The organism is Streptomyces sp. NPDC046915, assembly GCF_040644935.1.
Classification (GTDB): Bacteria; Actinomycetota; Actinomycetes; order Streptomycetales; family Streptomycetaceae; genus Streptomyces.
Map to the genome: position 1 here is coordinate 34,013 of NZ_JBEYXB010000025.1, position 23,521 is coordinate 57,533.

Genomic DNA, 23,521 nt, shown 5'->3' on the forward strand with positions numbered 1-23,521 from the left:
CGGCACCGGAACATGCGGAACCCGGATCACGGGCGCGGGGGGATGCGGTCGTGACCCGGGTTCCGCGGTTCGGGGGCTGTGCGGGGCGGTCAGCGCAGGTGGGACTTGAGGGCCGACAGCACCGCCGGGGCCTGGGAGTTGAGGTAGAAGTGGCCGCCCGGGTACACCTTCAGGTCGAAGGGGCCCGAGGTGTGTTCCGCCCAGGCACCCGCCTCGTCCAGGGTGACCTGCGGGTCGTCGTCGCCGGTGAGCGCGGTCAGCGGGCAGGTCAGCAGCGGGCCCGGCGTGTAGCGGTAGGTCTCCGCGGCCCGGTAGTCGGCGCGGATCGACGGCAGGATCATCCGCAGGATCTCCGGGTCGCCCAGCACCTGGGTGTCGGTGCCGCTCAGCCGCGAGATGTCCTCGATCAGCCCGTCGTCGTCCAGCAGGTGCACCCGCTCCTCACGCACCGTCGACGGGGCGCGCCGGCCCGAGGCGAACAGCCCGTGCAGCACGGTCCCGCGCTCCTCGAAACGCCGCGCCACCTCGTAGGCCAGGGAGGCGCCCATGCTGTGCCCGAAGAACGTCACCGGCCGGTCGAACCAGCCGTCGAGCTCCTCGGCCAGCGCGTCCGCCAGCCCGTGGATGCTGTCGACGCACGGCTCGTGACGCCGGTCCTGGCGCCCGGGGTACTGGATCGCCAGCACGTCCACGGCCGGGGACAGCGCCCGTGAGACGGGGAAGTAGAACGACGCCGAACCGCCCGCGTGCGGGAAGCACACCAGCCGGTGCGCGGCGTCGGGAGCGGGGTTGAAGCGCCGTATCCATGCGCCGGTCTCGACGTTCGTCTGCGTGGTCACCTGATACTCCTCGTCGGCATGGTGCGCCCGCGGGCGGTCCGGGAACCGCGGGCCGGGCCTTTCGAAGGGGTCATGTGGGCCGGACCGGCTCACCGCGCGTCAGCTCCTGTCCGGCACCGGGCCGGATCCGCAGAGCCTCCTCGTCGTACAGCCCCCGCACATAGAACAGGTCCTTCAGCAGGTCGGCGGAGCCGATCCGCTTGGTGGTCCGCTGCTCGGCGATGCCGCGCAGCGGCAGCCGGCCGATGTCCGCCCACCGCAGCCGGCCGTCGGGGCCGATGTAACTGCGGGCGCGGCCCGCGTTGTCGGGGTGGACGCAGTACGGCACGTCGAGGTACCCCCGGCGGAAGGCGGCGAGCAGCGCGCGGCCGATATCGTCGTCGAGTTCGAGCACCGCGTCGACCAGGGCGCGCGCCTCGGCGTACGTCGGTGAGTCGCCGAGCACCTCGGAGGTGTCCGGCTGCCCGGCGGCGGTGCGCCGGGCGATCGTGTCGGCGTACTCCAGCGCGAGGACGTTCTCCGCCACCGTCGGGATGCGGCGCGACTCGGCGACCGTCTTCACGATCAGCCGGTGGGCGCCGGTGGACACGGCGAGCTCCGCGGCCCGGCCGAGCAGATGGTGCGCCCCGCGGTACGTCTCCGGGTACACGCCCATGTAGGCGTAGATCACGATGTGCCAGTTGTCGGTGGGCAGCAGCTCGGCGCAGAGCCTGCGCAGCGCGCCGACGGCCTCCCGGTCCTGCCCCATGTCGGTCTGCTGGGCGTAGCTGAGGGACAGCGAGCGGATGCCGTGCTGGGCGAAGAACAGCGCCTCCAGGAAGCTGATGGCCACCAGCTGGCTCGGCGGGCACAGCTGGCCCATCATGCAGCCGCCGAAGGTCTCCAGATGCGGTTCGATGCCCTCGTCCCGCAGCCTGGTGTACAGGTCGCAGCAGGCCTCCCAGTTGCGGATGCCGTCGGCGAGGGGCGTACGGCCGTAGGGCAGGCAGTAGGAGACGGGGCCGCCCTCGGTGGCGTTGAGCCCGAGCCGCAGCAGCGACCAGAAGATGTCGATGGGCGTCGCGGAGCCGTGCCGCACCTGCACCGGGAAACGGGCGTCGCGCACCTCGGAGAGCACCGCCTCCGTGACGCCCGGCGGATGGCTGACGACCGGGTAGCCGTTCAGGCTGATGCCCTCGCGCAGGGCCTCCTCCACGGCGTGCAGCTCACCGACCCGGGTGTAGCTGTCCAGGGTGAGGGTGCCCACCGTGGTGGCGTCGGCGGCCTTGGTGGCGATCAGCCCCTCCCGCATCTGCGCCGGGTCGCCGAAGCCCATACGGGGCTGCACGACCAGCCGTCCCCGGGAGTTCTCCCGGCGGACGAACGCGCCGAAGTCCACCGGCCGGCCGCGCCGGTTCCTGAGCAGCGGAAGCCTGCTCACAGGGCCGCTCCGTCGCGGGCGGCGTCCAGCATGCGGCCGGAGTGCCGCATCGTGTCGAGGAAGCCGCGGAAGGCGGTCACCGGGTCCTGGCCGTCCTCGAAGACGGCGTCGAACCCGGCGGCGGACAGCTCCGCCGCCCGGTTCGCCCCCTCGGCGTCGTCGGTGCCGAGCTTGCCGCCGATCACGATGGGGGTGGCGGCCAGCGGGGCGAGTGCCCGGAGCTGGTCGATGACCCGCATGCCGTCCTGGTAGCCGTGCCCGTTGACACTGCTGACGACGACCATGTCCGGCTCCAGCGCGTCGCATTCGGCGACCAGCAGGTCGTCGGGGACGCACGGGCCGAGGTTGACCACGCTGTAGCCGCACTCCTCGATCAGCAGTTGCAGGAACACCAGGTTCCAGGTGTGCGAGTCGGAGGCCAGCGAGGTGACGATCACCGTGCCCTTCGACGGCTCGGCGTCCGCGCCCGGGGCCGGCGCGGGTGGCTGGGAGGCGCTCACCGGCGGTCTCCTTCCCCGAGTTCCCCGAGCGGGGTGCGTACGTGCTCGATACGGGTGGCGGAGACCACCTCGCCGCCGCTGATGACGACCTCGGCGGGCGCCGGCCGGCCCAGGAACATCAGCAGGCTCGAAGTCGGGCCGTACGCACCGGTGTTGGGGATGGCGACCAGATCGCCGGCATTCAGCCCGGCGGGCAGCTCGATCTGCCGGCCCAGGACGTCGCCCGGCGTGCACAGCGGGCCGACCAGGCTCGCCTTCTCCGTGTCCGCGTCCGTCGGGACGTGCACGGTGACCGGCATCAGCCGGCCCAGCCCGGACATCCCGCCGAAGGTGTTGATGCCCGCGTCGGCGATCACGAACTTCTTGCCGCGGCTGACCTTGACGTTGCTGACCCGGGTGACCAGCGTGCCGCTGTCCCCGGCGAGGTAGCGGCCGGACTCGACCGCGAGCCGCGGGGTGCCCTCCCGCCACCGCGGGAAGTGCACGTCGAGCACGGCCGCCAGCTCGCCGCGCAGCTTCGGGTAGACGGCCCGGCCGCCCTCCTGGGCGTACGGCACCGAGAAGCCGCCGCCGATGTCCAGCAGCTCCAGCTCCACCCCCAGGTCCTCCTGGATGGCGGCGGCCACCCCCACCGTGTGGGTGAGCTCGCCGATCAGGGCCGCCTCGTCCTTGGCGTTGCTCTGCGAGAACAGGTGCAGCCCGGCCACCCGGGTGCCCGGTACCGAGCGCAGCTCGGAGGCGAGTTCGGCGACGGTCTCGCTGTCGATGCCGAACTGGGTGGGCGCGCCGGTCATCCGGATGCTGGTGGTGGCGCTGGCCGTGGCGCTGTTGATGCGCAGCAGGCAGTCGGCGACCGTACCGTGCGCGAGGGCGGCCTCCCCGATGTGCGTGACGTCGCTCAGCGACTCGGCGGAGAAGGTGCGCACCCCCAGACCGACGGCCTCGTCCAGTTCGCCGGGGGTCTTGCCCGGCCCGGTGTACAGGATGTCGGTGCCGGCGTACCCGGCTTCCAGGGCCGCCGCCAGCTCACCGGTGGAGCTGATCTCGGCCTTGCAGGCGGGGCCGTCGCCGGTGCGCAGGGCGCGTACCAGGTCCACGTGCGGGTTGGCCTTGAAGGCGTAGAAGACCTCGAAGCCCTCCGGCAGCCACCGGAACAGGTCGGCGCGCGCCGCCCGGACCCGGTCCAGGTCGTAGACGTACAGGGGAGTGCCGAACCGGCTCGCCAGCTCGGTCGGGGTCGGGGTGTTCGGCGTGGTCATCGTCCGCTCCCGTCGAGCATCGCGGCCAGCTCCTTGCGGGCGTTCTTGCCGTGCTGGGTGAGCGGGAAGTCGCTGAGCACCCGGCAGATCGCCGGCACCTTCGCGGGCTCCAGCCGCCGGGTCAGTTCCTTCAGGACGTCACGCGGCGACAGATCGCTCTCCACGAACAGCGCCAGGTCGTGACGGTCGCTCGGCGGCAGCGCGGCGGCCGCCCGCACACCGGGGATGTCCATGGCGGCGCCCTCGATCTCCAGGGTGCTCATCCGGAAGCCCTTGCGCTTGAACATGTCGTCGCGGCGGCCCTCGAAGTACAGGTAGCCGTCCGCGTCGAGGCTGCCGTAGTCACCGGTGTGCAGCCGCGGCCGTCCGGTGCCGGGGTCCGGCCGGAACGCCTTCGCCGTCAGCTCGGGGCTCTTCCAGTAGCCGGGCATCACATGCGGGCCGACGGCGACGATCTCGCCGACCTCCCCGGTGGGCACCGGCCGCCCCTCCGGGTCGAGGATCAGCACCTCGGTGCCGGGCAGCGGCAGTCCGACGGCGCCGGGCCGCTCGGCGTCCTCCTCCGGCGGCATCACGGTGATCCGCTTGGCCTCGGTCTGCCCGTACTGGCGCACCACGCGCACCCCGGGGAAGTGCTCCCGCAGCGCGTCGATGGTGGTCTGCGGCAGCGCGGCCCCGGTGTTGGTGAACAGCCTGACCGGCGCCTGGGGCAGGTCGTCCCGCCCGGCCAGGGTGACGATCATCGTCGCCAGCGAGGGGACCAGCGGGACGACGGTCGCGCCCGTCTCCCGCATCCGGCGCAGGATCACCAGGTCGGAGTCGCGGTCGGCGAGGACGATCTCGCAGCGCGCGATGCAGGTCATCAGGACCTTGTACAGGCCGTAGTCCCAGGACATCGGGAACCGGCAGAACACCACGTCGTCGGGGCGGTAGCCGAGGACCTGCACCAGCGCCCGGGAGGCGAACGCCACCTGGGCGTGCGGGCAGACGACCGCCTTGGGGGCGGCCGTGGAGCCGGAGGTGTAGATCAGGGTGGCCACGTCGTCGGGGCGCACCTCGTCACCGGACTGCTCCACGTCGCCGCCGAGGAGTTCCTCCACCTCCGGCCACACGTCCGCGAGCAGGTGCACCGGGCTGCCGGTCTCCGCGAGCCGGTCCCCGCTCGCCGCGTCGCCGATGACCAGCGTGGGCCCGGCGTTGTCGATCACCTGGCGCAGGTGGTACGTCTTCATCGCCGGGTTGAGCGGCACGAAGACAGCGCCGGCCCGCGCCGCGCCGTAGAACATCGCGGCGAGTTCGCGGGTGGTGGGCAGCTGGAGCAGTACGCGGTCGCCGCGCCGCACGCCCTTCTCACGCAGCCAGGCCGCGAACGCCCGGCTGTGGTCGTCCAGTTCCCGGTACGTCCAGATTCCGGCGAAGTCCCGTACCGCGGGGGCGTCCGGAGCCTCGGCGACGGCTTCGTCGAGGAGGCCGTGGACGAGTTCGCTCCGGGCGGCCGGCCCGGAAAGCGTTTCCGGGTCGTCCAGTTCGGACAGTTCGGAGTCTTCCAGTGTCGAATACGAGTGGCTGACCAACGTCGCACCCCGCCTTTGAGTTGTGGCTTCGGTTCGCCGAAATGCGCTGGGGAGTCGTGAACCTCGTTGGCCACGGTATGGGGGGTGCTGCGGCGGTCAAACCCCTAACTCCCCCTATCCGGCCGGATTCGCCGGGTGGTTACCCCACCGGTTACGGGTATTCCTCGCGTCCTTCTCGAGTACCGCTGGAACGACCGGAACGACGGGAACGGGGAGGGCCGCGGCTGCCAGTACCCGCAGCGCACGGGAAAGCTCGGGCCCGCTCGGGGCGCTTTCCGGATCGATCAGCCATTGCGTCATGACGCCGATGAGCAGCGCGTGGCAGAGATTGCCCACGGCGTGGGCGTCACGCACATCGGTGCGGGCTTCCGAGGGCGCGAACAGGGTTTCCCCCAGACCGGACCGCGCTTCCGCGAGGCCTTCGGCGAGTGCCTGGCGGATTTCCGGGGAGTTCTCCATCCGGGTGACCGCCTCGATGTTCACCGCCCACAGCCGCCGGTGCTCGGCGAACAGGCCGATCACCGCGGTCCAGAAGGACTCGAACCGCTCGTGCGGCGCCGCCGGACCCTCCGGGGCCTGCGCCAGCGCCTTGTCCAGCGCCTCCGCCCAGGCGGCGTTGGCCTCGAACAGCGCCGCGTTGAGCAGGGCCTCCTTCGAACCGTAGTGGTAGCCGATGGAAGCGAGGTTGGCGCCCGACGCGGCGACGATGTCGCGGGCCGTGGTGCGCGCGTATCCCTTTTCGATCAGGCACTGCTTCGCACCTTCGAGCAGAGCCTCACGATGTCCCATTCTCGTCATTCAAGCGGCGCACCGGCCGGCTCATCCACCGTACGGGACCCCTGAAAACCCCCTGAACCACGAGCGGGCGGGCGGTGGCCGGGTGCCGAGGACAAGGGCCGGTTAGGGGTTATTGGCCCGGTGGCCGCAACACCAGACTTGGGCGCATGGAGACCGAGCACCGGACGAAAACCGCCCTGGTATTCCCGGGAATGGGGCCTGCCCCGTTCGCCGAGGTCGGCAAGTTCATGCTTGTCAACCCCTTCGCGCGGAAACTCGTCGCGGAAGCCGATGACGCCCTCGGGTATTCGCTCTTCCGTGGGTTCCGGGAAGCGGAGGGCGACTACTCCGTGCCCGCGCAGGTCGCCTTCTTCGTGAACTGCCTGGCCCTCGCACAGTGGGCGGAGGCGGAATTCGGCCTCGACCCCGCCTATGTCATCGGCCCCAGCTTCGGCGGCAAGGCGACCGCCGTGCGCTCCGGTGCCCTGTCGTTCGCCGACGGGGTGCGGCTGACCGAGCGGTTCGCGCACTGCCTCGACGCGTTCTTCGCCGAGGAGTACCCCGAGGAGGTCGCCACCCAGTCCTTCGCGCGCACCCCGCGGGGCCGGCTCGACGAGATCCTCGCCGAGCTGGACGCCGACGGCGAGTGGTACGACATCACCTGCACCGTCGACGACGACTTCCGCATGCTCACCCTGCGGGCCTCCCGTATCGAGTGGCTCCAGGAGCGGCTGCGCGCCGCCGGCGGGATGCCCCTGTACGTCATGCGGCCGCCCATGCACTCGGCCCGCTTCGCCGGGCTGCGGGAGCGGGCCGCCGTCGAGGTCATGGCCGGGCTGGAGTTCCGCGACCCGGTGCTGCCCGTCGTCTCGGACCAGGACGGGTCCGTGCTGACCGCCGGCGACGAGGTACGCGACCTGCTGCTCGACTGCTGCGTCCGCGCGGTCGAATGGCCCACCGCCCTGGACTCCCTGCGCGGCAAGGGCGTCGGCACCCTCCTCGTCGCCGGCCAGGACGCGCTGTTCGGCCGGGTCGCCGTCGCCGCGAAGAACTTCAAGGTCGTCCCCGCCAACCCGCGTCTCGCCCTGCGCCCCCGCCGCCGCCCGGCGGCCGCCTGACCGGGGCACGACCTCCGGAGGAACCATGACCCAGCACGAGTCCGGTGCCCTGTACGAGCGTTTCCTGCGCGGCCTCGACCGGTCCGCGGACCGTACGGCCCTGCGCATCGGGGCCGAGACCGTCAGCTACCGGGACCTGCACCGCCAGGCCCTCGCCTGGGCGGGCGCCCTGGACGGCGCCAAGGCCGTCGGTGTCCTGGCCGGCAAGACGGTGACGGCGTACGCCGGTATCCTCGGCGCCCTCTACGCGGGCGCCACCGTCGTCCCCCTGCACCCCGGCTTCCCGGCCCACCGCACCCGGCACATGCTCGAACTGTCCGGTGCCACCGCCGTCATCGCCGACGAGCAGGGACGCGCCGTCCTGGCCGGCCTGGGCGACGACGCCGCCGCCCTCGACATCATCGAGCCCGACCCGGCCCGCGCGCCGGCCGCGCCGCGCCCCGTCAGCGCGTCCGACGCCGCCTACATGCTGTTCACCTCCGGCTCCACCGGCCGCCCCAAGGGCGTACCGATCAGCCACGGCAGCACCCACCACTACTTCCAACTCCTCGACGCGCGCTACGACTTCAGCTCCGAAGACGTCTTCTCCCAGACCTTCGACCTGAACTTCGACTGCGCGATGTTCGACCTGTTCTGCGCCTGGGGCTCCGGAGCCACCGTCGACGTCACCGCGCAGACCGCCTACCTCGACCTGCCGTCCTACCTCGCCGAGCACGGCGTCACCGTGTGGTTCGCCACGCCCAGCGCCATCTCGCTGGCCCGCCGCATGGGCGCCCTCGCCCCCGGCGCGCTGCCCGGCCTGCGCTGGAGCTTCTTCGCCGGTGAGGCCCTGCGCGCGCACGACGCCGCCGACTGGCAGGCCGCCGCGCCCGCCTCCACCCTGGAGAACATCTACGGGCCGACCGAGCTGACCGTCACCATCACCGGTCACCGCTGGGACCCGGCGGCCTCGCCGGACCTCTGCGTCAACGGCCTGGTCCCGATCGGCCGCGTGCACGAGGGCCACGACCACGTCCTGGTCGACGAGGACGACCGGGAGACCGCCATCGAGGGCGAACTCCTCATCACCGGCCCGCAGATGTCCGTCGGCTACCTCGATCCCGGCGACGACGCGGGCCGCTTCGTCGAGCGGGACGGACGCCGCTGGTACCGCACCGGCGACCGGGTGCGCCGCCTGCCCGACGGCGAACTGGTCTACCTGGGCCGCCTCGACTCCCAGGTGCAGGTCCAGGGCTGGCGCGTCGAACTCGCCGAGGTGGAGCACGTACTGCGCTCCTGCGACGGTGTCGAGGACGCCGTCGCCGTCGGCGCGACGACCCCCGCGGGCACCGAACTCGTCGTCTACTACACCGGCGAACCCCGCCCCGCCGCCCGCCTCTCCCGCGCCCTGCGCGAACTCCTCCCCAAGGGAATGCTCCCCCGCCGCTTCGAACACCTCACCGAGTTCCCCCTGAACTCCAACCGCAAGGTCGACCGCAAGGCCCTGACCGGCCGCGCCGACGAACTCCTCGCCCAGCGCCGGAGGGAACCGGCGGCCTGAGGACGGCCTTGGGCTTGCGGGAGCCGGACGGGCCGGTTCGGCCTTCGCTTACAGCGAGAGCCGGCTTCGTGCCTTGCGAAGAGCAGCCAGTTCATGTCCTCGCTCGGCGTCGGCCATCTCCGCCTTGATGGCGTCAATGCGTTCACGCTCGTCGGGGGTGATGTCGGCCGTCAGGTCGGCCATGGTGCCGAGGATCATCTGCCCTGCCATGTGTTCAGGGATACCGTTCGAGAAGTCGTTCCACATGAACGATAGGTACATGCTGAGCTTGGGTGCCTTCAGCCACCCAAGCTCACATGACGCGGCTCAAGGGGACGATGTTCTCTTCGCCCGTGGCCCGGGCGGTGAGGCGGAAGTACACGATGTTGGAGAAGCGGTCGGACTGCTCCAGCCAGCCGGCCTCAACGAGCTGCCGCCGCATCCGGGAGAAGACGGTAGGGGTCATGTCGACCTCGGCCGCGAGTTCCTGGCCGGTCATACGGACAGCGCCGGCCCGGTCCGTCGGCATCATGGCGTACAGCAGGACGATCAGACGCTGGCTCGGCGACAGGCCCGCGGTACGCCGCAGCACTGCCCGGTAGTACTCGCCGTCGGTAGCCTTCACTGACCCTCCCAACCACGCGGACCCGGCGCGGTCCATCCTGGGATGTCCGGCGGGTTCCAGTCCTTCACCGCTTCCCTCTGTTCAAGACCAGATCCGTGGAAGGCGATGTACGGACTGATCCTGTACAGCTTGATGCGGCCCAGCTTCCCAGTCTCGATGATCAACCGGTGCCTGGCCAGTTTCTTGATGATCCGTCCGAGTGCATCCGGCGTCATCCCGACCTCGTCGGCGATGTCCTTGCCCGTGCGGTGAACGGGATCCATGCCGGGAGGTGAGGCACCGATGAACCACAGGACCATGAACTTCTCGGCCGGCGTGAACCCGGACGACTTGCGCGTGATGGCGCGCACTCTGTCCTTGTCCACGGTGGCATGCCAGCCGCTGTAGGCATACGGCGCGGTGGGGATCTCATTGCCGAACTCGTCCACCACGCGTCGCACCGGCCGTGCTGCTGCCAACGTTCCTCCGAACCAGGGCATTGCTGATCTGGCCATGTGAGCCGACCGAGAGGTCGGTTGAGATGAACCTAACGTACATGCTCGTTTGGTCAATGCATTCCGCCCTCTCGGTCGTGTCGTATCGACGCAGGACTCCAGCACCCGCAGCACCGGCAGCTCGTGTCCCCATCAACATGTACTTTCCGTTCATGTGGAGCGATCTGAGGATCGGGTGGAACCGTTCTGGGGGTCGGGCCGAGTAGATCGGGAAGTCGGGTGGAGGCGATCTCTGCATCGGGTAAACCGAGGCCAGGGTCGGGTTACCCGATGCAGAGATCGGCAGAATCCAAGCGTTTTCGCAGGTCAAAGCGATTCATGCTCGGCGGCCTCTTATACGGTCACGAAGCCTGCGGCACTGCCATGTTCCCTGGCCACCGGCTGTCCGGGGTGATTGCAGGGCATTGAGGAGGCGTGGCTGATGCCCGGTGGGACGTGCTGTGGCACACGCGCGCCAGCCCGTTCGTCGCACTGCTTCGTCGTGGCTGACTTTCGTGGGCTGAGGTTCCAGCGTGGTTCCGTGGAACGCAGCCAGTGTTTTGACGGGGAGTACGGCTGCTCGAGTCGCCTGCGCGGTCTCGGAAGTCGGCTTCCTACGCCGCGTCGGCCCGTGCGCCGTCGGATCGCTTCCAGCCCGAGGCGTACGACCCCATGCCTGACGCCGACTTCATCCTCCTCCGGGAGGCCCGGCTACAGCTCCGACTCGCCCCACGCCCCGACGATCACCTCGTCGCCCACGGACAGCTTGCCGGGTCGGTGAACCGCGAACTTCGAGCCGAAGGCGACGCCTCCCTCGGCCGCACGCCGGTAGCCGGCGAGAGTGCGGAGCGGTTCAGGGCCGGCCTTGGCGCCGGTTGCCTGGTCGACCATAGTGACGACGCAGCGGATCGCGAGTTTGGCGTAGCGCAGCTCCGCGTCACCGATCGCGATCCGACGTGCCAGGTCCTCGGTATGGGGCTCGTCCCAGCCGTCGACGACGATGTTCGGGCGGAAACGGTCCATCGGCAGCGGTGCGCCTCCTCGTGCCGCCATGCGTTCGTTGAGCAAGTCCCAACTGGCCAGGGAGAGGATGTGTACGGCACAGCTGTCGGCGTAACCGGAGGTGCCGGGCGTCCGGCCGTCGGTCACCCGGTTGTGCTCCGGCGGCACGCGCACCAGTCGGCTTGGGTCACCGAGGAATTCCGACAGCCACTCAGCGGCCCCATCGCCTTGGTCGATTCCCTTGAACGGGGCCCCGAACAGCTCGATGTCCCGGCGCGCGCCGGACGTGTCCACGTCGATGGCCAATGGTTCCAGGTCGGGCCCTCGCAAGGTGAGGCGCCTGCCTTCCGCGCTGATCCCGGGGCGGATCAGCGCCAGCCGCGGAGAACGTCGCTGGCTGCGAAACACCCCTCCTTCACCGACGACCATGAAACTCCGGTCGTGCGTAAGGCCTGCGAAGGTCAGCATCGCATCGTCCACCGCGACGCCGGCGCATCCCTTGATGGGGTAGTACGAGAGTGCAACGACCCTGCTCATGCGCTCCATTCTCCGGCTTCGGTCCCTCAGGTGCGCCTGCTGGGCACTCGTCGCGGATGCGTCGTGGAACCATGACCGTCATGGAGCGGCCGAGTGAGATCGTCGAGTGCGGAGACTTCACCCTGCGACGCTGGCGAGGCCAGAGCGACCTCGCCCCGGTGGTCACGTTGATCGAGGAGTCCGTGGAGCACCTGCGCCCGTGGATGCCCTGGGTCGAGCGGCACGGCGAGGAGTACACGCGGGAGTTCCTCGAGAGGTCCGACGCGAAGTGGGCGAGCGGTGAGGCGTACAACTACGCCATCGTCGAAGACGGCACGCTCATTGGCATGTGCCAGACCTACCGCGGGACCGAACCTGAGGGCTGGAGGCTCGGGTACTGGCTGCATCCGGCTGCCACCGGCCGCGGCATCGCCACGCGAGCGACAGCGGCCATGGCCACCGAGATGTTCGCCCGGCCGGATGTGGAGTACCTGGAGATCTCGCACGACCTGGCCAACGTGCCCAGCGGCGCCATCCCCCGCCGGCTGGGCTTCACCGAAGTCCGGCGGGAGCGCGCGACGCCGCCGGCGGCTCCCTCCGGCAGCGGAACCGAGGTGCTCTGGCGGCTGAGCCGCCCTGCACCGTGACCGTCCTCATCGTCGCCGGCAACAGGGAACCGCCAAGTTCCTTCGATGACCTCAGGCGTCATGACCTACAGCATCAGGTATCGGCATCCTAGGATGCCGATATAGGCATCGCAGGATGCCGATCCTTCGGGCGTTTTTGCAGGTCAGTGACGCGTAGGGGCTGCGCCCTCTAGAAGCGACAAAAACTCCGGCCAACTGCCTCGACGTGCGTGGCTCTTGGGGTCCTCGCGCAAGCGCTTCGGGTCCACTGACACCTCGTCAGTGATGTTCCCTGGCCAACGGCCGTCCGGGGTGATCGCAGGGCAATAAGGAGGCGTGGCTGATGTCCGGTGGGACTTGCTGTGGCACACGCGCGCCAGCCCGTTCGTCGTACGGCTTCGTCGTGGCTGACTTTCGCGGGCTGGGGTTCCAGCACGGTTCTGTGCATCGCAGTCAGTCCTCGGCGGGGTCGTACGGCGGCCCGAGCGGCCCGTGAACTGCGCGGGCGCCGTCCACCGACTCCAGCAAGATCAGCCTCAGCGGTACTTCGTGCGCCTCGACTGCTCATGCCCGAGCCCGGCAGGTCAGTCGACCGCGGTCAGCGTCGCGCGGGCGGCGGAGAGGATCTCCTCCGAGATGGGGGTGCCCTGGGTGGCCCTCGACAGGATCAACGCCCCGACCATCGTGCTCAGCCGGCTGAGACCGTCGTCCTCGTCGGTGGCGACGCGCCGGGCGAACTCGGCCACACCCTCGCTGAACCTGTCCCTGGCAGCGGGGCCGCCCTGCCCCCGCGCGACATCGACGGCGAGCGCGGCGACCGGACAGCCCTCTGCGGAGTCATCGCGGTGCTCGGCGGACAGGTAGGCGTCGATCTGTTCCTTGGGGGACGCCGCGTCCGGCGCTACACGGTGCCGGTCCGCGCCGTGCACGACCGCTTCGAATGCCTGGGCGGTGGCCTCGTCGAAGAGCGCCTCCTTGGAGGCGAACTGCTTGTAGAACGCGCCGTGCGTGAGTCCGGCCGCCTTCATCAGCTCGGCGACGCTGACCTGGGCGCCCTGCTCCCGGAAGAGTCGCGCCGCGGTCTCCACCACGCGCTGCCGGTTTTCCCGCGCCTGAGCCTGCGACACGCGGCCCATGACCCACCTCCCGTTTAGATGTCAGTTGACATCTATAGTACCCGGCCGTATAGATTGCATACGTAATCTAATTGCGGTGAGGGTCGGCCGACCCGCTGCGACGAAAGGGAACGATCATGGAACTCAAGGGTGCGACCGCCGTGGTGACCGGCGCCAACCGCGGGCTGGGGCGCCACCTCGCCGAGCAGCTGATCCAGCGCGGGGCGAAGGTGTACGCGGCGGCACGCCGGCCGGAGACCGTGGACCTGGAAGGCGTCACGCCGCTCCGCCTCGACGTGACGGACGAGGCGTCGATCCGGGAGGCTGCCCGCATCGCCTCCGACGCGACACTGCTGATCAACAACGCCGGGATCGCGCTCTACAACCCCCTGATCGCCGGCGACATGGACTCGGTGCACGCCGAGATGAACACCAACTTCTTCGGCCCTCTCGCCGCCACGCGCGCCTTCGCCCCGGTCATCGAGAAGAACGGCGGCGGCGCTGTCCTGAACATCCTCTCCGTGATCTCCTGGTGGCACCCGGCCCAGGCCGGCTCCTACGCGGCGTCCAAGGCGGCCGCCTGGGCGATGAGTGGCGCCGTCCGCGAAGAACTGGCGCCGCGCGGTGTCGCCGTCTCCGCGCTGCATGTCGCCTACATGGACACCGACATGACGGCGAACGTGCCTTCCGAGGACAAGGCCGACCCCGCCGGGGTCGCGACCCAGGCGCTGGACGGCATCGCGGCCGGTCTGCCCGAGATCCTCGCCGACGACACCACCCGGCAGGTGAAGCGCGGCCTGGCCGACGCCCCGACGGTCGGCTGAGACCGCTCTCCTGACGGGGCCCCCGTCGCCCATACCCGAGCAAGACAGCCCAATTCATCGAGGCGCGGCGCGGTCGCCGCGACCGGCGCTCACTCGACGTCCTGTGGGTCCGGCACCGGGCCGTAGTCCTCGCCGTGGTCCCGGGTCAGGGCGGCCAGCAGCTCGGGGTCGGCGTGGACCTCAGCGGTGTGCTGCCAGGCGATGAGCATCTGGGCCACGGACGAACTGTTGCCGATCGAGTCGGCGGCCCGCATGGTGTCGACCAGGTCGACGGCGAAGGCGTGGACATCGGCCTCGGGCAGGAAGCGGACCCAGGGGAAGGCGTCCGGCAGTATGTCCAGGAGCAGCTCCATGCTGCCGGGCTCCCGGCGTGACATCGCCGACAGCAGACGGGTGGCGGCCGCTACCACTGTCCGGTCCTGCTCGGCCCGTGCTGCTGTGGTGAGGACCAGGTCCTCCCCATCTCTACGGTGCAGCAGCAGTCGCGGCGACTCCTTGAGCCGGGCGAGCGTCTGCTTGTTCTTGTTGATCAGCTCGGAGAAGTTCACGGCCGCGTTCTCGGGTGCCATGACTTTGAAATTACTTCGAAACTCATCGCTCTGCCATCGCCCGAAGGAGGGACCGGGCGGCCCCGTGCCGGGAGGGCGCGGGGCCGGGCGGTGTTCATCTCGTCGGGCTTGCCGACGGGGCGCTCAGCACTGGGAGGAGGTGCCGGAGTGTGCGCAGTCGTCGGAGCCGACGCCGTTCTTGGCGGCGTCGGCGACGAGGTTCGCGGTCTCGTCGACGGCCGTCTCCAGCCACTCGCGCAGTTCGTCGGAGAGGCCCTCCTCCTCCATGTGCGCGAGGCCGTCGTCCTCCCACTCCGGCTCGTCCGCGCCCTCGGCCTGCTTCTGGCAGTCCTCGTACGTCTCGGGGTAGTCCTTGAGCGCGTCCCGGAAGGCGCTCAGGAAGGCGTCGGCCTTGTCATAGAAGGCGTCGGACGCGTTGCTGAGGGCATCGGTGACCATCGGTGAGCCAGCCGGCGCCGGGGTGGCGGGGTCGCCCTTGGCGGTGAGCTTCTCGGCCCAGGTCTCCGCGTTGTTGCTGATCCACTCCTTGACGAAGTCCTCCATCAGCTTCTGCGTGCTCACCCACTTCGCGCAGTCCTCGGCCGCGTACTTGCCGGGGGCGGGGGCGGGGTCGGAGGAGGTGTCGGTGGGGCAGGGGCGCAGGCCGATGCCGCCGCTGGGGGTGGGGGCGGAACTCCCCGGGACGTAGACCTCGCCGATGCCCGGGATGACGATCCCCACCACCGGCTTGGCGACGCCGGTGTCGGTGCGGCAGGTGAGGGTGTACGAGGTGCCGTCCGTGACGGTGCCGGACTCGCCGGACATGTCGGCGGTCGCGTAGTACCGCGTGCCGGCGGGGACGGTGGCCTTCGCGGCGGTCTCGGCGGCGGCCACCTGGACCCTGTCCGTACGGGGGGACCGGTGTGCGGCGGTGGGGTTGAGGGTGCCGGACGCAGTCAGGGCGACGCCGGTGCCGACGATGGCGGCGGCGGTGAGCAGAGCGGCGCCGGTACACCGGGACGGACGGCGGAGGGTGCGTGTGGTGGGCATGAGAACTCCCTGGTGTTGGCAGGATGGGGCGGTGAACCCAGTGCAGGGCATGGGTTTTTGACCTGCCAGAGCTGATTGATGACCGATTGACTCGGGTCAGGCTTTGGGGTGGTAGCGGTCGATGACCACGACCGCACCCCATTCGTCGGTGTCGGTCGAGATCACGTGGACGACGGCGATGTCCCCGGTGTCGCGCGAGCGCAGACAGAACCAGTGCCCGGCCGGCACCTGCGGAAAGTGCACCGCCTCCGGTGCCTTGACCGGGTGGTGGCGTGTGATCCGCTCGGCGCACGTCCGCGGGGTGGGGGCGGAGGTACCGGCGACGTAGGCGTCGGTGCCGGGGGCGAGTTCGAAGGCGCCGTGGCTGTCGCCGCCCGCGTTGCTGCTTAGGTACCAGGTGTCCTCGCTCCGGGTGCGCTTTCCGGTTGTGAGGTCGATGTCGTCGTGGTAGTCGCGCAGTTCGGCCCGTCGTTCGCGGTAGACGGCGATGTAGCCGGGGGTGGAGCCGGTGGCAGAGGGGGGCGTCGGGCTGCCGTCGCGGGAGCGGTAGTAGTCGACAGTGACCCGTACTCCCCAGTTGCCGCGGTCCAGGTCGAGGACGTGGACGACCGCGAAGTCGTCCCCCAGGTCCCAGTGCAGGCAGAACCAGCTCCCGGCCGGCGCGTCGTCGAAGGGCACCTTCGGCAGCGGCTTGCCGGCGATCAGGGCTTTGCACCGCTCGGGCGTGGGCGACGGCTCGGCGGACAGCGCGGCCTCACTCGCGTCCTGGAGCTCGAACGCGCCCTTGCGGTTGCCTCCGGCGTCCGTGGACAGCAGCCAGTTGCCCTGGGTGGCCGCTTTCCCGGTCGTGAGATCGATCGAGGAGTGGTAGTCCTCCGTCGTCACCGGCCTGTTCCGGAACTCCAGCGTGTACGGGGACGCCGTCGTGCTCGGGGCCGGCGTCGTGTCGAGCGTGGAGTGGCCGCGGTGGGTGGTGAGGGCGAGGACGACCGCCAGGGCCAGGGCGATGATCAGCGGGGCGGTGCCGACCTTGAGCCGGACGACGGTGCGTCGGCGTGCGGCCCGCGCCAGCACGTCGCTCAGGCCGGCCTCGCGGCGCGCCATGCGGGCGGCGAGGCCGGCCGGGAGCCCGGCGGGGTGCTGCTCTCCGTCCGCGCAGGCGGCGATGATCTGCCGCGGGGTCGGCCGCTGTTCGGGGTCCTTGTCGAGGCAGCGCGTGATCAGTTCGCGCAGCCGGTCGTCCTCGACGGCCGACGCGGCGGGGTCGGGCGGCTCATGGGTGATCCGGGCGGCCACCTCTCCGGCGCTGCCCTCGCCGAACGGGGTGAGCCCCGTGGCCGCGTACGCCAGCAGGCAGCCCAGGGAGAACACGTCGCACGGCGGCCCGAGCGGGCGGCCCTCGATCTGCTCGGGCGACATGTAGGGGACCGTGCCCAGCCAGACGCCCGTGCCGGTCAGCCGGGTGTGGTCGGCGGCGCGGGCGACACCGAAGTCGATGACCTTGGGGCCGTCGTGGTCGAGCAAGACGTTCGACGGCTTGAGGTCGCGGTGCAGGACGCCCGCGTCGTGGATGGCGACCAGCGCCTCCGCGATCCCGGCGGCGAGTGCCCGTACGACCGACGGCGGCAGCGGCCCGGCCGTCCGGACGGCCTCGGCGAGGGACGGACCGGGGATGTAGGTCGTGGCCAGCCACGGCCGTCCGGCGTCCGCGTCTGCGTCGACCACGGCCGGGGAGTACGGGCCCTGCACCCGGCGTGCCGTGGCGATCTCGGCGGCGAACCTGCGCCGGAAGGTCACGTCCTCGGCGAACTCCGCCCGGATCACCTTCACCGCCGCCGGCCGCCCGCTCGCCGACACCCCGAGAAAGACCTGCCCCATCGCGCCCGCCCCCACCCGCCCCAGCAGCCGGAACCCCCCGACCCGCTTCGGATCCTCCTTCCGCAGCGGCTCGACGGCGGAGGGGGCCGTGCCCGAGAGGGGGGCCGTGCCCGAGGGAAGGTCCGTCTCCGGCGGAGAGTCCGTGTCCGCGGTCTGCCGGGCGGACTGCCCCGGGGCCGCGAGCAGCTCCGGGTGGGTGGCCCGTAATCGCGCGTCGAGCTCCTCCCAGCGCGCACGCCAGACGTCCGCGTCTCCGCCGCAGGCGGCCACCATGGCCAGCGTCACCTCGAGCGTCGGCAGTCTGCGCCCCGCTGCCGCGTCCGACAGCGCCGACGGTGAGTACCGGGCACGCCGCGCCAGCTCCCGGTACGGCGGCGACCCGGCCGCCGCCCGCAGATCGCGCAACCCTTGGGCGAAGTCGTGCAGGGGACCCTCCGGGACCGGCGACTCGCGTCTGCCCACGCTCCTACCTCCACCCCTCGGCGCGGCCTGGCCGGAAACCGGCGCGCACGGGGATTCTTCGCTCCGCCCAACCAGCCGTCAATGAACGGGAAAGCCGCCCGGGAGCACTCCCCGGGCGGCTTCTCCTCGGCGTCTCGACGTCGGCTCAGCCGTCGGTTCAGCCGTCAGTTCAGCAGGCCCTCCCCGTCCAGGATGCCGAAGAGTTCCTCGGCGCTGGCCCCGCTCAGGTCGTCGGCCGAGTCGTCCGGGCCGAACAGCTGCTCACGCAGGTGCGCGGCGAGCTTGTCCGGTGACGGGTAGTCGAAGATCAGTGTCGGCGTCAGCCGGCAGCCGGTGAGCCCGCCCAGCCGGTTGCGCAGTTCCAGCGCGGTCAGCGAGTCGAAGCCGAGGTCGAGGAAGCCGCGGTCCGGCCGGACCGCGTCCTGCCCGGCGTGGCCGAGCACGGCCGCCGCCTGGGCGCGGACCAGGTCCAGCAGTTCCTGCTCGCGCTCCTTCGGGGAGAGTTCCGACAGCCGTGCGACCAGTGCCGCCGGGTCGGAACCGCGTCCGCCGGCCCGCTCCTGGGAACGTGCGGCCTGCGGCAGCAACCCCTTGAGCAGCGCGGGCAGTTCGTCCGAACGTGACCGCAGGGTGCCGGTGTCGACCCGCAAGGGCACGGTGGCGGCCCGCCCCGAGGCGTGCGCCGCGTCGAACAGCGTGAGTGCCTCGGCGACCTCCAGCGCGGGCAGACCCCGGGCCGCCATCAGCCGTACGTCCTCCTCCACGGCCTCCATCAGGCCGGTCCGCGCGTTCCACAGGCCGAAGGCGAGGGCGTTGGCGGCCTTCCCCTCGGTGTGCCGGTGGGTGGCGAGGGCGTCGAGGAAGGTGTTGGCGGCGGCGTAGTTGGCCTGTCCGGCGGCGAGGGTGAGGCCGCCGGCGGAGGAGATGAGGGTGAACAGGGTCAGCGGCTGGTCGGCGGTGAGTTCGTGCAGGTGCCAGGCCGCGTCCGCCTTGGGGGCGAGGACGGCGTCCAGGCGGTCGGGGGTCATGGTGGGGATCAGGCCGTTGTCGCCCGTGCCCGCCGCGTGGACCACGCCGGTCAGGCGGACGCCCGACAGGAGCTCGGCGAGGGCGTCGCGGTCGGAGACGTCACACGCCGCGACGGTCACCTCGGCACCCGACTCGCGCAGCTCCGCGGCGAGTTCGGTGGCTCCCTCGGCCGCGGGGCCGCGGCGGCTGGTCAGCAGCAGGTGTCGCGCCCCGTACTCGGTGACCAGGTGACGGGCCAGGTGGGCGCCGATGCCGCCCGTGCCGCCGGTGATCAGGACGGTGCCCTCGGGGTCGAGCGCCGGCCTGTCACCGGTGACCGTGGTGACCGGGGTCAACCGGGGTACCCACACCTCGCCCGCGCGCACGGCGCTCTCCGGCTCGCCGGAGGCGATGACCGCGGCGATGCCGTCGAGGCCCTCGGGGATGTCCGTGAGCTGGATGCGGCCGGGGTTCTCGGCCTGGGCGGCGCGGATCAGGCCCCAGACGGGCGCCTGGCCGAGGTCCACGGTCTCCTCGTCGGCCACGGCCACGGCGCCACGGGTGACCACGACGAGGGTGGAGTCGGTGAAGCGGCTGTCGGACAGCCACTGCTGAACGGCGGCCAGGGTCCGGCCGGTGGCGGTGCGTACGGCCTCGGGGACCGGTCCCTCGGCCTGCGGGACCACGTACACGATCGCGCCCGAGACCGGCTCGTCGGCACCGGACACGTCCTCCCACAACCGGTGCGCGCCCTCACCGCCGGAGGCGGCCGGCACCGGACGCCAGCCGATCTCGTACAGCGACTCCTGCCGCCCGCCCGCCAGTTGCTCCTGCGACACCGGCCGGAACGCCAGCGAACCGACCGAGGCGACCGGGCTGCCGTCCCGGTCGGCGAGGGCCAGGGACAGGTTGCCGACCTCGTCCTTGGTGATACGGACGCGCACGGCGGCGGCGCCGACCGCGTGCAGGGTGACACCGGACCAGGAGAAGGGGAGTTCCGTGGGCTCCTCGCCGGTGATGTGCTCGCCGACGCCGAGGGCGTGCATGGTCGCGTCGAGCAGGGCGGGGTGCACGCCGAACCCGGCGGCCTCCTCGTGGGTCTCCTCGGGCAGGGCGACCTCGGCGAAGACCGTGTCGCCGTCCCGCCAGACGGCCTTGACCCCTTGGAAGACGGGACCGTAGTCGTAACCCTGCTGGAAGAGCAGCTCGTAGGCGTTGTCCACCCTCACCTCGGTGGCACCGGCCGGGGGCCAGGCCGTGAGGTCGAAGGCGGGCGCGGTAGTACCGGCGCCGAGGACGCCCTCGGCGTGCAGCAGCCACGGCGCGTCCGGGACGGCCTGCTCGTGCCGCGAGTGGATACGGATCGTACGCTCGCCCGCCTCCTCGGCGCCGACGGTGACCCGGATCGCCACCCCGCCCTGCTCGGGCAGGATGAGCGGGGCCTGGAGAATCAGTTCCTCCAGGGTGGGGTTGCCGGTCTGTTCGCCCGCGTGCAGGGCGAGTTCGACGAAGCCGGTGCCGGGCAGCAGCACGGTGCCGAGGACGTCGTGGTCGGCCAGCCAGGGGTGGGTGTCGAGCGCGAGGCGGCCGGTGAACGTCACGCCGTCGTCGTCCGGGGCGGAGACCACCGCCCCGAGCAGCGGATGACCGGCGGCGGCGAGACCGAGGGAGGCCGGATCCCCGCCGCCCTGGTTCTCGATGATCCAGAACCGCTCGTGCTGGAAGGGGTACGTCGGCAGGTCGACGCGCCGGGCACCCGTGCCCTCGTAGAACGCCGCCCAGTCCACCCGGGCACCCACCGCGAACAGGCGGGCCAGCCCGGTCAGGAGCGTCGCGCTCTCGGGCCGGTTCCGGCGCAGGGCCGGGGCGATGACGACCGTGTCCTCGGCATCGAGGGTGGCCTGGGCGAGCGCGGACAGGATCGCGTCCGGGCCCAGCTCCAGGAAGCGGGCGATGCCCTTGCCGTGCAGGAAGGTGACGGTGTCGGCGAAGCGGACGGCCTCGCGCAGGTGGCGGGTCCAGTACTCCGGGGTGCCCCAGTCCTCGCTCACCTCGCCGTGGACGCCCGCGACGACCGGGATGCGCGGTGCGCTCACGGTGACGGTCTCGGCGACCTGGCGGAACTCGGCGAGGGCCGGGTCCATCAGGGGGGAGTGGAAGGCGTGGGAGACGCGGAGGCGGGTGGTCTTGCGGCCGCGTGACGCGAAGTCGGCGACGATTGCATCCACGTCGGCCTCGACGCCTGAAACGACCACGGAGGTGGGGCTGTTGATCGCGGCGATGCCGACCGTGGCGGACAGGACCGGGAGGATCTCCTCCTCGGTCGCCTGGATGGCGGCCATCGCGCCGCCCGCCGGGAGCGCCTGCATCAGACGTCCGCGTGCGGTCACGAGCCGGGCCGCGTCCTCCAGCGAGATCGCACCCGACACATGGGCCGCGGTGATCTCACCGATGGAGTGCCCGGCCAGGTAGTCCGGCCGGATCCCCCACGACTCCACCAGCCGGTACAGCGCCGTCTCCACCGCGAACAGCGCCGGCTGGGTGTACGCGGTGCTGTTCAGCAGCTCCTCGTCCTCACCCCAGATCACCTCGTACAACGGCCGGTCCAAGTGGGCGTCCACGGCCGCCGCCACCTCGTCCAGCGCGGACGCGAACACCGGGAACGCGGCGTGCAGTTCACGCCCCATCCCCAGTCGCTGCGCGCCCTGACCGGTGAACAGGAACGCCGTCCTGCCCTCCCGCGTAAGCCCCTGGATCACCCCGGGGCCGCTCGCGGGGTCGCCCTCGGCCAGGGCGGAGAGCCCGCTGAGAAGTTCCTCGCGGGACTCGGCGACGACCACGGCCCGGTGTTCGTGCGGGGTGCGGGTCGTCGCGGTCGCGTGGGCGAGGTCGGTCAGGGAGAGGTCCTGCTGAGCGGCCACGCGGGCGTGCAGCCGGGCGGCCTGCTCGGTGAGGGCCTTGGTGCTGCGGGCCGTGACCACCACCGGCACCGCGGGCAGCTCCCGGTGCTCGGGGGCCTCCGTGGCGTCCTCGGCGGGTGCTTCCTCGACGATGATGTGGGCGTTGGTGCCGCTGAGGCCGAAGGAGGAGACGCCGGCGCGGCGGGGGCGGTCCCCGGCCGGCCAGGACACGGCTTCGGTGAGCAGCTGTACGTGTCCGGCTTCCCAGTCGACGTGCGGGGTGGGCTCGTCGAGGTGGAGGGTCTGGGGCAGGACTTCGTGGTGCAGGGCGAGGATCATCTTGATGACCCCGCCGACGCCCGCCGCGGCCTGGGTGTGGGCCAGGTTCGACTTCAGCGAACCCAGGTACAGGGGCTTCGAGTCGGTGTCCCGGCGGCCGTACGTCGCCAGGACGGCCTGGGCTTCGATCGGGTCGCCGAGTTTGGTGCCGGTGCCGTGGGCCTCGACGGCGTCGACGTCGGCGATGGTCAGGCCGGCGTTGTCCAGCGCGGCACGGATCACGCGCTGCTGGGAAGGGCCGTTGGGGGCGGTCATGCTGCTGGAGGCGCCGTCCTGGTTGACGGCGGAACCCCGGATCACCGCCAGTACCGGGTGGCCGTTGCGGCGGGCGTCCGACAGCCGCTCCAGGACGATGACCCCGACGCCCTCCGAGCAGCCGGTGCCGTCGGCCGACGCCGCGAAGGACTTGCAGCGGCCGTCCGACGCCATGCCCCGCTGGTGACTGAAGTACAGGAACATGTCGGGCTCGGTCATCACCGTGACGCCACCCGCCAGGGCGAGCGTGGACTCGCCCGAGCGCAGGGACTGGGCGGCGAGGTGGATGGCGACCAGGGAGGAGGAGCAGGCGGTGTCGATGGTGAGTGCCGGGCCCTCCAGGCCCAGGCTGAACGCGACCCGGCCGGTGACCAGGCTGCCGTCGCTCGTGCCGGGACCGTAGTCGTGGTACATCACGCCGCCGAACACACCCGTCTTGCTCTTGCGCAGGGTGTGCGGGGCGATGCCCGCCCGTTCGATCGCCTCGTGCGCGGTCTCCAGGAGCAGACGCTGCTGCGGATCCAGACCGAGCGCCTCGCGCGGCGAGATGCCGAACAGCGTGGCGTCGAAGTCACCGGCGTCGTAGAGGAACCCGCCCTCGGTGGTGATCGTACGGTTGAGCTTGCCCGGCTCCGGGTCGTACATCTCCTCCGTGGCCCAGCCGCGGTCGGTCGGGAACTGGGAGACCCCGTCGCGGCCCTCGGCCAGCAACTCCCACAGGCCCTCCGGGGAGTCGACCCCGCCGGGGTAGCGGCAGGCCATGCCGACCACCGCGACCGGCTCGCTCACCTTGGCGGCCTGCTCGGCGAGTTCGCCGTTCTGCCGGCGCAGCTTCTCGTTGTCCAGCATCGACTGCCGCAGCGCGGCGACGAGTTGTTCGACTGATGCTTCCAC

19 protein-coding genes are annotated in these 23,521 nt (G+C 71.3%); 4 read left to right on the top strand and 15 right to left on the bottom strand.

Annotated elements, in window-relative coordinates; all coding sequences use genetic code 11:
• Positions 1-89: 89 nt before the first annotated feature.
• The 6 genes from ABZ915_RS41300 to ABZ915_RS41325 all read right to left on the bottom strand — a co-directional run bounded on the left by ABZ915_RS41300 (position 90) and on the right by ABZ915_RS41325 (position 6,381).
• Positions 90-839 (bottom strand): alpha/beta fold hydrolase, encoded by a 750-nt coding sequence (locus ABZ915_RS41300; RefSeq protein WP_361814186.1) that lies wholly within the window; start codon positions 837-839, stop codon positions 90-92.
• A 70-nt stretch (positions 840-909) separates the two neighbouring features.
• Complete coding sequence (locus ABZ915_RS41305; RefSeq protein ID WP_361814188.1) at positions 910-2,259, bottom strand: methylaspartate mutase; 1,350 nt, start codon at positions 2,257-2,259, stop codon at positions 910-912.
• Positions 2,256-2,759, bottom strand: a complete 504-nt coding sequence (locus tag ABZ915_RS41310) for a cobalamin-dependent protein (protein WP_361814190.1) — start codon at positions 2,757-2,759, stop codon at positions 2,256-2,258. Before ABZ915_RS41310 ends, ABZ915_RS41305 begins: the two co-directional genes overlap by 4 nt.
• On the bottom strand, positions 2,756-4,018 hold the full coding sequence (locus ABZ915_RS41315) for a type III PLP-dependent enzyme (RefSeq protein ID WP_361814192.1): 1,263 nt from the start codon (positions 4,016-4,018) through the stop codon (positions 2,756-2,758). The genes ABZ915_RS41310 and ABZ915_RS41315 overlap by 4 nt, the downstream gene beginning before the upstream one ends.
• Positions 4,015-5,544: an AMP-binding protein gene (locus ABZ915_RS41320; RefSeq protein ID WP_361814248.1), complete on the bottom strand. Its 1,530-nt coding sequence runs from the start codon at positions 5,542-5,544 to the stop codon at positions 4,015-4,017. The genes ABZ915_RS41315 and ABZ915_RS41320 overlap by 4 nt, the downstream gene beginning before the upstream one ends.
• A gap of 162 nt (positions 5,545-5,706) precedes the next feature.
• A complete protein-coding gene (locus ABZ915_RS41325) occupies positions 5,707-6,381 on the bottom strand; it encodes a TetR/AcrR family transcriptional regulator (RefSeq protein WP_361814194.1) in 675 nt (224 codons plus the stop codon).
• A 155-nt stretch (positions 6,382-6,536) separates the two neighbouring features.
• Here ABZ915_RS41325 and ABZ915_RS41330 point away from each other — a divergent pair, with 155 nt between their 5' ends.
• Both ABZ915_RS41330 and ABZ915_RS41335 read left to right on the top strand, forming a co-directional pair.
• A complete protein-coding gene (locus tag ABZ915_RS41330) occupies positions 6,537-7,487 on the top strand; it encodes an ACP S-malonyltransferase (RefSeq protein ID WP_361814196.1) in 951 nt (316 codons plus the stop codon).
• Between the two features lie 25 nt (positions 7,488-7,512).
• Positions 7,513-9,027, top strand: coding sequence for an AMP-binding protein (locus ABZ915_RS41335; RefSeq protein WP_361814198.1), 1,515 nt, complete (start codon positions 7,513-7,515; stop codon positions 9,025-9,027).
• Positions 9,028-9,075: 48 nt separating this feature from the next.
• On the opposite strand, the gene ABZ915_RS41340 is transcribed toward ABZ915_RS41335, so the two are convergent.
• The 4 genes from ABZ915_RS41340 to ABZ915_RS41355 all read right to left on the bottom strand — a co-directional run bounded on the left by ABZ915_RS41340 (position 9,076) and on the right by ABZ915_RS41355 (position 11,643).
• Positions 9,076-9,273: a hypothetical protein gene (locus ABZ915_RS41340; protein ID WP_361814200.1), complete on the bottom strand. Its 198-nt coding sequence runs from the start codon at positions 9,271-9,273 to the stop codon at positions 9,076-9,078.
• A 46-nt stretch (positions 9,274-9,319) separates the two neighbouring features.
• Positions 9,320-9,631, bottom strand: coding sequence for a helix-turn-helix domain-containing protein (locus ABZ915_RS41345; protein ID WP_361814202.1), 312 nt, complete (start codon positions 9,629-9,631; stop codon positions 9,320-9,322).
• Entirely contained in the window at positions 9,628-10,062 is a 435-nt protein-coding gene (locus ABZ915_RS41350) for a helix-turn-helix domain-containing protein (RefSeq protein WP_361814204.1), read from the bottom strand. Before ABZ915_RS41350 ends, ABZ915_RS41345 begins: the two co-directional genes overlap by 4 nt.
• A gap of 753 nt (positions 10,063-10,815) precedes the next feature.
• Positions 10,816-11,643, bottom strand: coding sequence for an MOSC N-terminal beta barrel domain-containing protein (locus tag ABZ915_RS41355; protein WP_361814206.1), 828 nt, complete (start codon positions 11,641-11,643; stop codon positions 10,816-10,818).
• Between the two features lie 80 nt (positions 11,644-11,723).
• On the opposite strand from ABZ915_RS41355, the gene ABZ915_RS41360 reads away from it, so the two are divergent.
• Positions 11,724-12,269 (top strand): GNAT family N-acetyltransferase, encoded by a 546-nt coding sequence (locus tag ABZ915_RS41360; RefSeq protein WP_361814208.1) that lies wholly within the window; start codon positions 11,724-11,726, stop codon positions 12,267-12,269.
• A gap of 563 nt (positions 12,270-12,832) precedes the next feature.
• On the opposite strand, the gene ABZ915_RS41365 is transcribed toward ABZ915_RS41360, so the two are convergent.
• Positions 12,833-13,384, bottom strand: coding sequence for a TetR family transcriptional regulator (locus ABZ915_RS41365; RefSeq protein WP_361814210.1), 552 nt, complete (start codon positions 13,382-13,384; stop codon positions 12,833-12,835).
• Positions 13,385-13,500: 116 nt separating this feature from the next.
• Here ABZ915_RS41365 and ABZ915_RS41370 point away from each other — a divergent pair, with 116 nt between their 5' ends.
• Complete coding sequence (locus tag ABZ915_RS41370; protein WP_361814212.1) at positions 13,501-14,187, top strand: SDR family oxidoreductase; 687 nt, start codon at positions 13,501-13,503, stop codon at positions 14,185-14,187.
• Between the two features lie 89 nt (positions 14,188-14,276).
• On the opposite strand, the gene ABZ915_RS41375 is transcribed toward ABZ915_RS41370, so the two are convergent.
• The 4 genes from ABZ915_RS41375 to ABZ915_RS41390 all read right to left on the bottom strand — a co-directional run bounded on the left by ABZ915_RS41375 (position 14,277) and on the right by ABZ915_RS41390 (position 23,521).
• Positions 14,277-14,756 carry a hypothetical protein gene (locus tag ABZ915_RS41375; protein WP_361814214.1) on the bottom strand — a complete coding sequence of 160 codons (480 nt, stop codon included), beginning with the start codon at positions 14,754-14,756 and terminating at the stop codon, positions 14,277-14,279.
• A gap of 123 nt (positions 14,757-14,879) precedes the next feature.
• The gene (locus ABZ915_RS41380; protein WP_361814216.1) at positions 14,880-15,785 is read right to left on the bottom strand and encodes a hypothetical protein; all 906 of its coding nucleotides are present in this window, start codon (positions 15,783-15,785) and stop codon (positions 14,880-14,882) included.
• 96 nt (positions 15,786-15,881) lie between these two features.
• Positions 15,882-18,125, bottom strand: a complete 2,244-nt coding sequence (locus ABZ915_RS41385) for a protein kinase (protein WP_361814218.1) — start codon at positions 18,123-18,125, stop codon at positions 15,882-15,884.
• 164 nt (positions 18,126-18,289) lie between these two features.
• Complete coding sequence (locus ABZ915_RS41390) at positions 18,290-23,521, bottom strand: type I polyketide synthase (protein WP_361814220.1); 5,232 nt, start codon at positions 23,519-23,521, stop codon at positions 18,290-18,292.

What these genes read in the sequence shown, in the direction of transcription:
- ABZ915_RS41375 (WP_361814214.1), bottom strand. Translation starts at nt 14,756, where the DNA reads ATGGCACCCGAGAACGCGGCCGTGAACTTCTCCGAGCTGATCAACAAG.
- ABZ915_RS41330 (WP_361814196.1), top strand. Translation starts at nt 6,537, where the DNA reads ATGGAGACCGAGCACCGGACGAAAACCGCCCTGGTATTCCCGGGAATG.
- ABZ915_RS41340 (WP_361814200.1), bottom strand. Translation starts at nt 9,273, where the DNA reads ATGTGGAACGACTTCTCGAACGGTATCCCTGAACACATGGCAGGGCAG.
- ABZ915_RS41360 (WP_361814208.1), top strand. Translation starts at nt 11,724, where the DNA reads ATGGAGCGGCCGAGTGAGATCGTCGAGTGCGGAGACTTCACCCTGCGA.
- ABZ915_RS41380 (WP_361814216.1), bottom strand. Translation starts at nt 15,785, where the DNA reads ATGCCCACCACACGCACCCTCCGCCGTCCGTCCCGGTGTACCGGCGCC.
- ABZ915_RS41315 (WP_361814192.1), bottom strand. Translation starts at nt 4,018, where the DNA reads ATGACCACGCCGAACACCCCGACCCCGACCGAGCTGGCGAGCCGGTTC.
- ABZ915_RS41355 (WP_361814206.1), bottom strand. Translation starts at nt 11,643, where the DNA reads ATGAGCAGGGTCGTTGCACTCTCGTACTACCCCATCAAGGGATGCGCC.
- ABZ915_RS41335 (WP_361814198.1), top strand. Translation starts at nt 7,513, where the DNA reads ATGACCCAGCACGAGTCCGGTGCCCTGTACGAGCGTTTCCTGCGCGGC.
- ABZ915_RS41365 (WP_361814210.1), bottom strand. Translation starts at nt 13,384, where the DNA reads ATGGGCCGCGTGTCGCAGGCTCAGGCGCGGGAAAACCGGCAGCGCGTG.
- ABZ915_RS41325 (WP_361814194.1), bottom strand. Translation starts at nt 6,381, where the DNA reads ATGGGACATCGTGAGGCTCTGCTCGAAGGTGCGAAGCAGTGCCTGATC.
- ABZ915_RS41370 (WP_361814212.1), top strand. Translation starts at nt 13,501, where the DNA reads ATGGAACTCAAGGGTGCGACCGCCGTGGTGACCGGCGCCAACCGCGGG.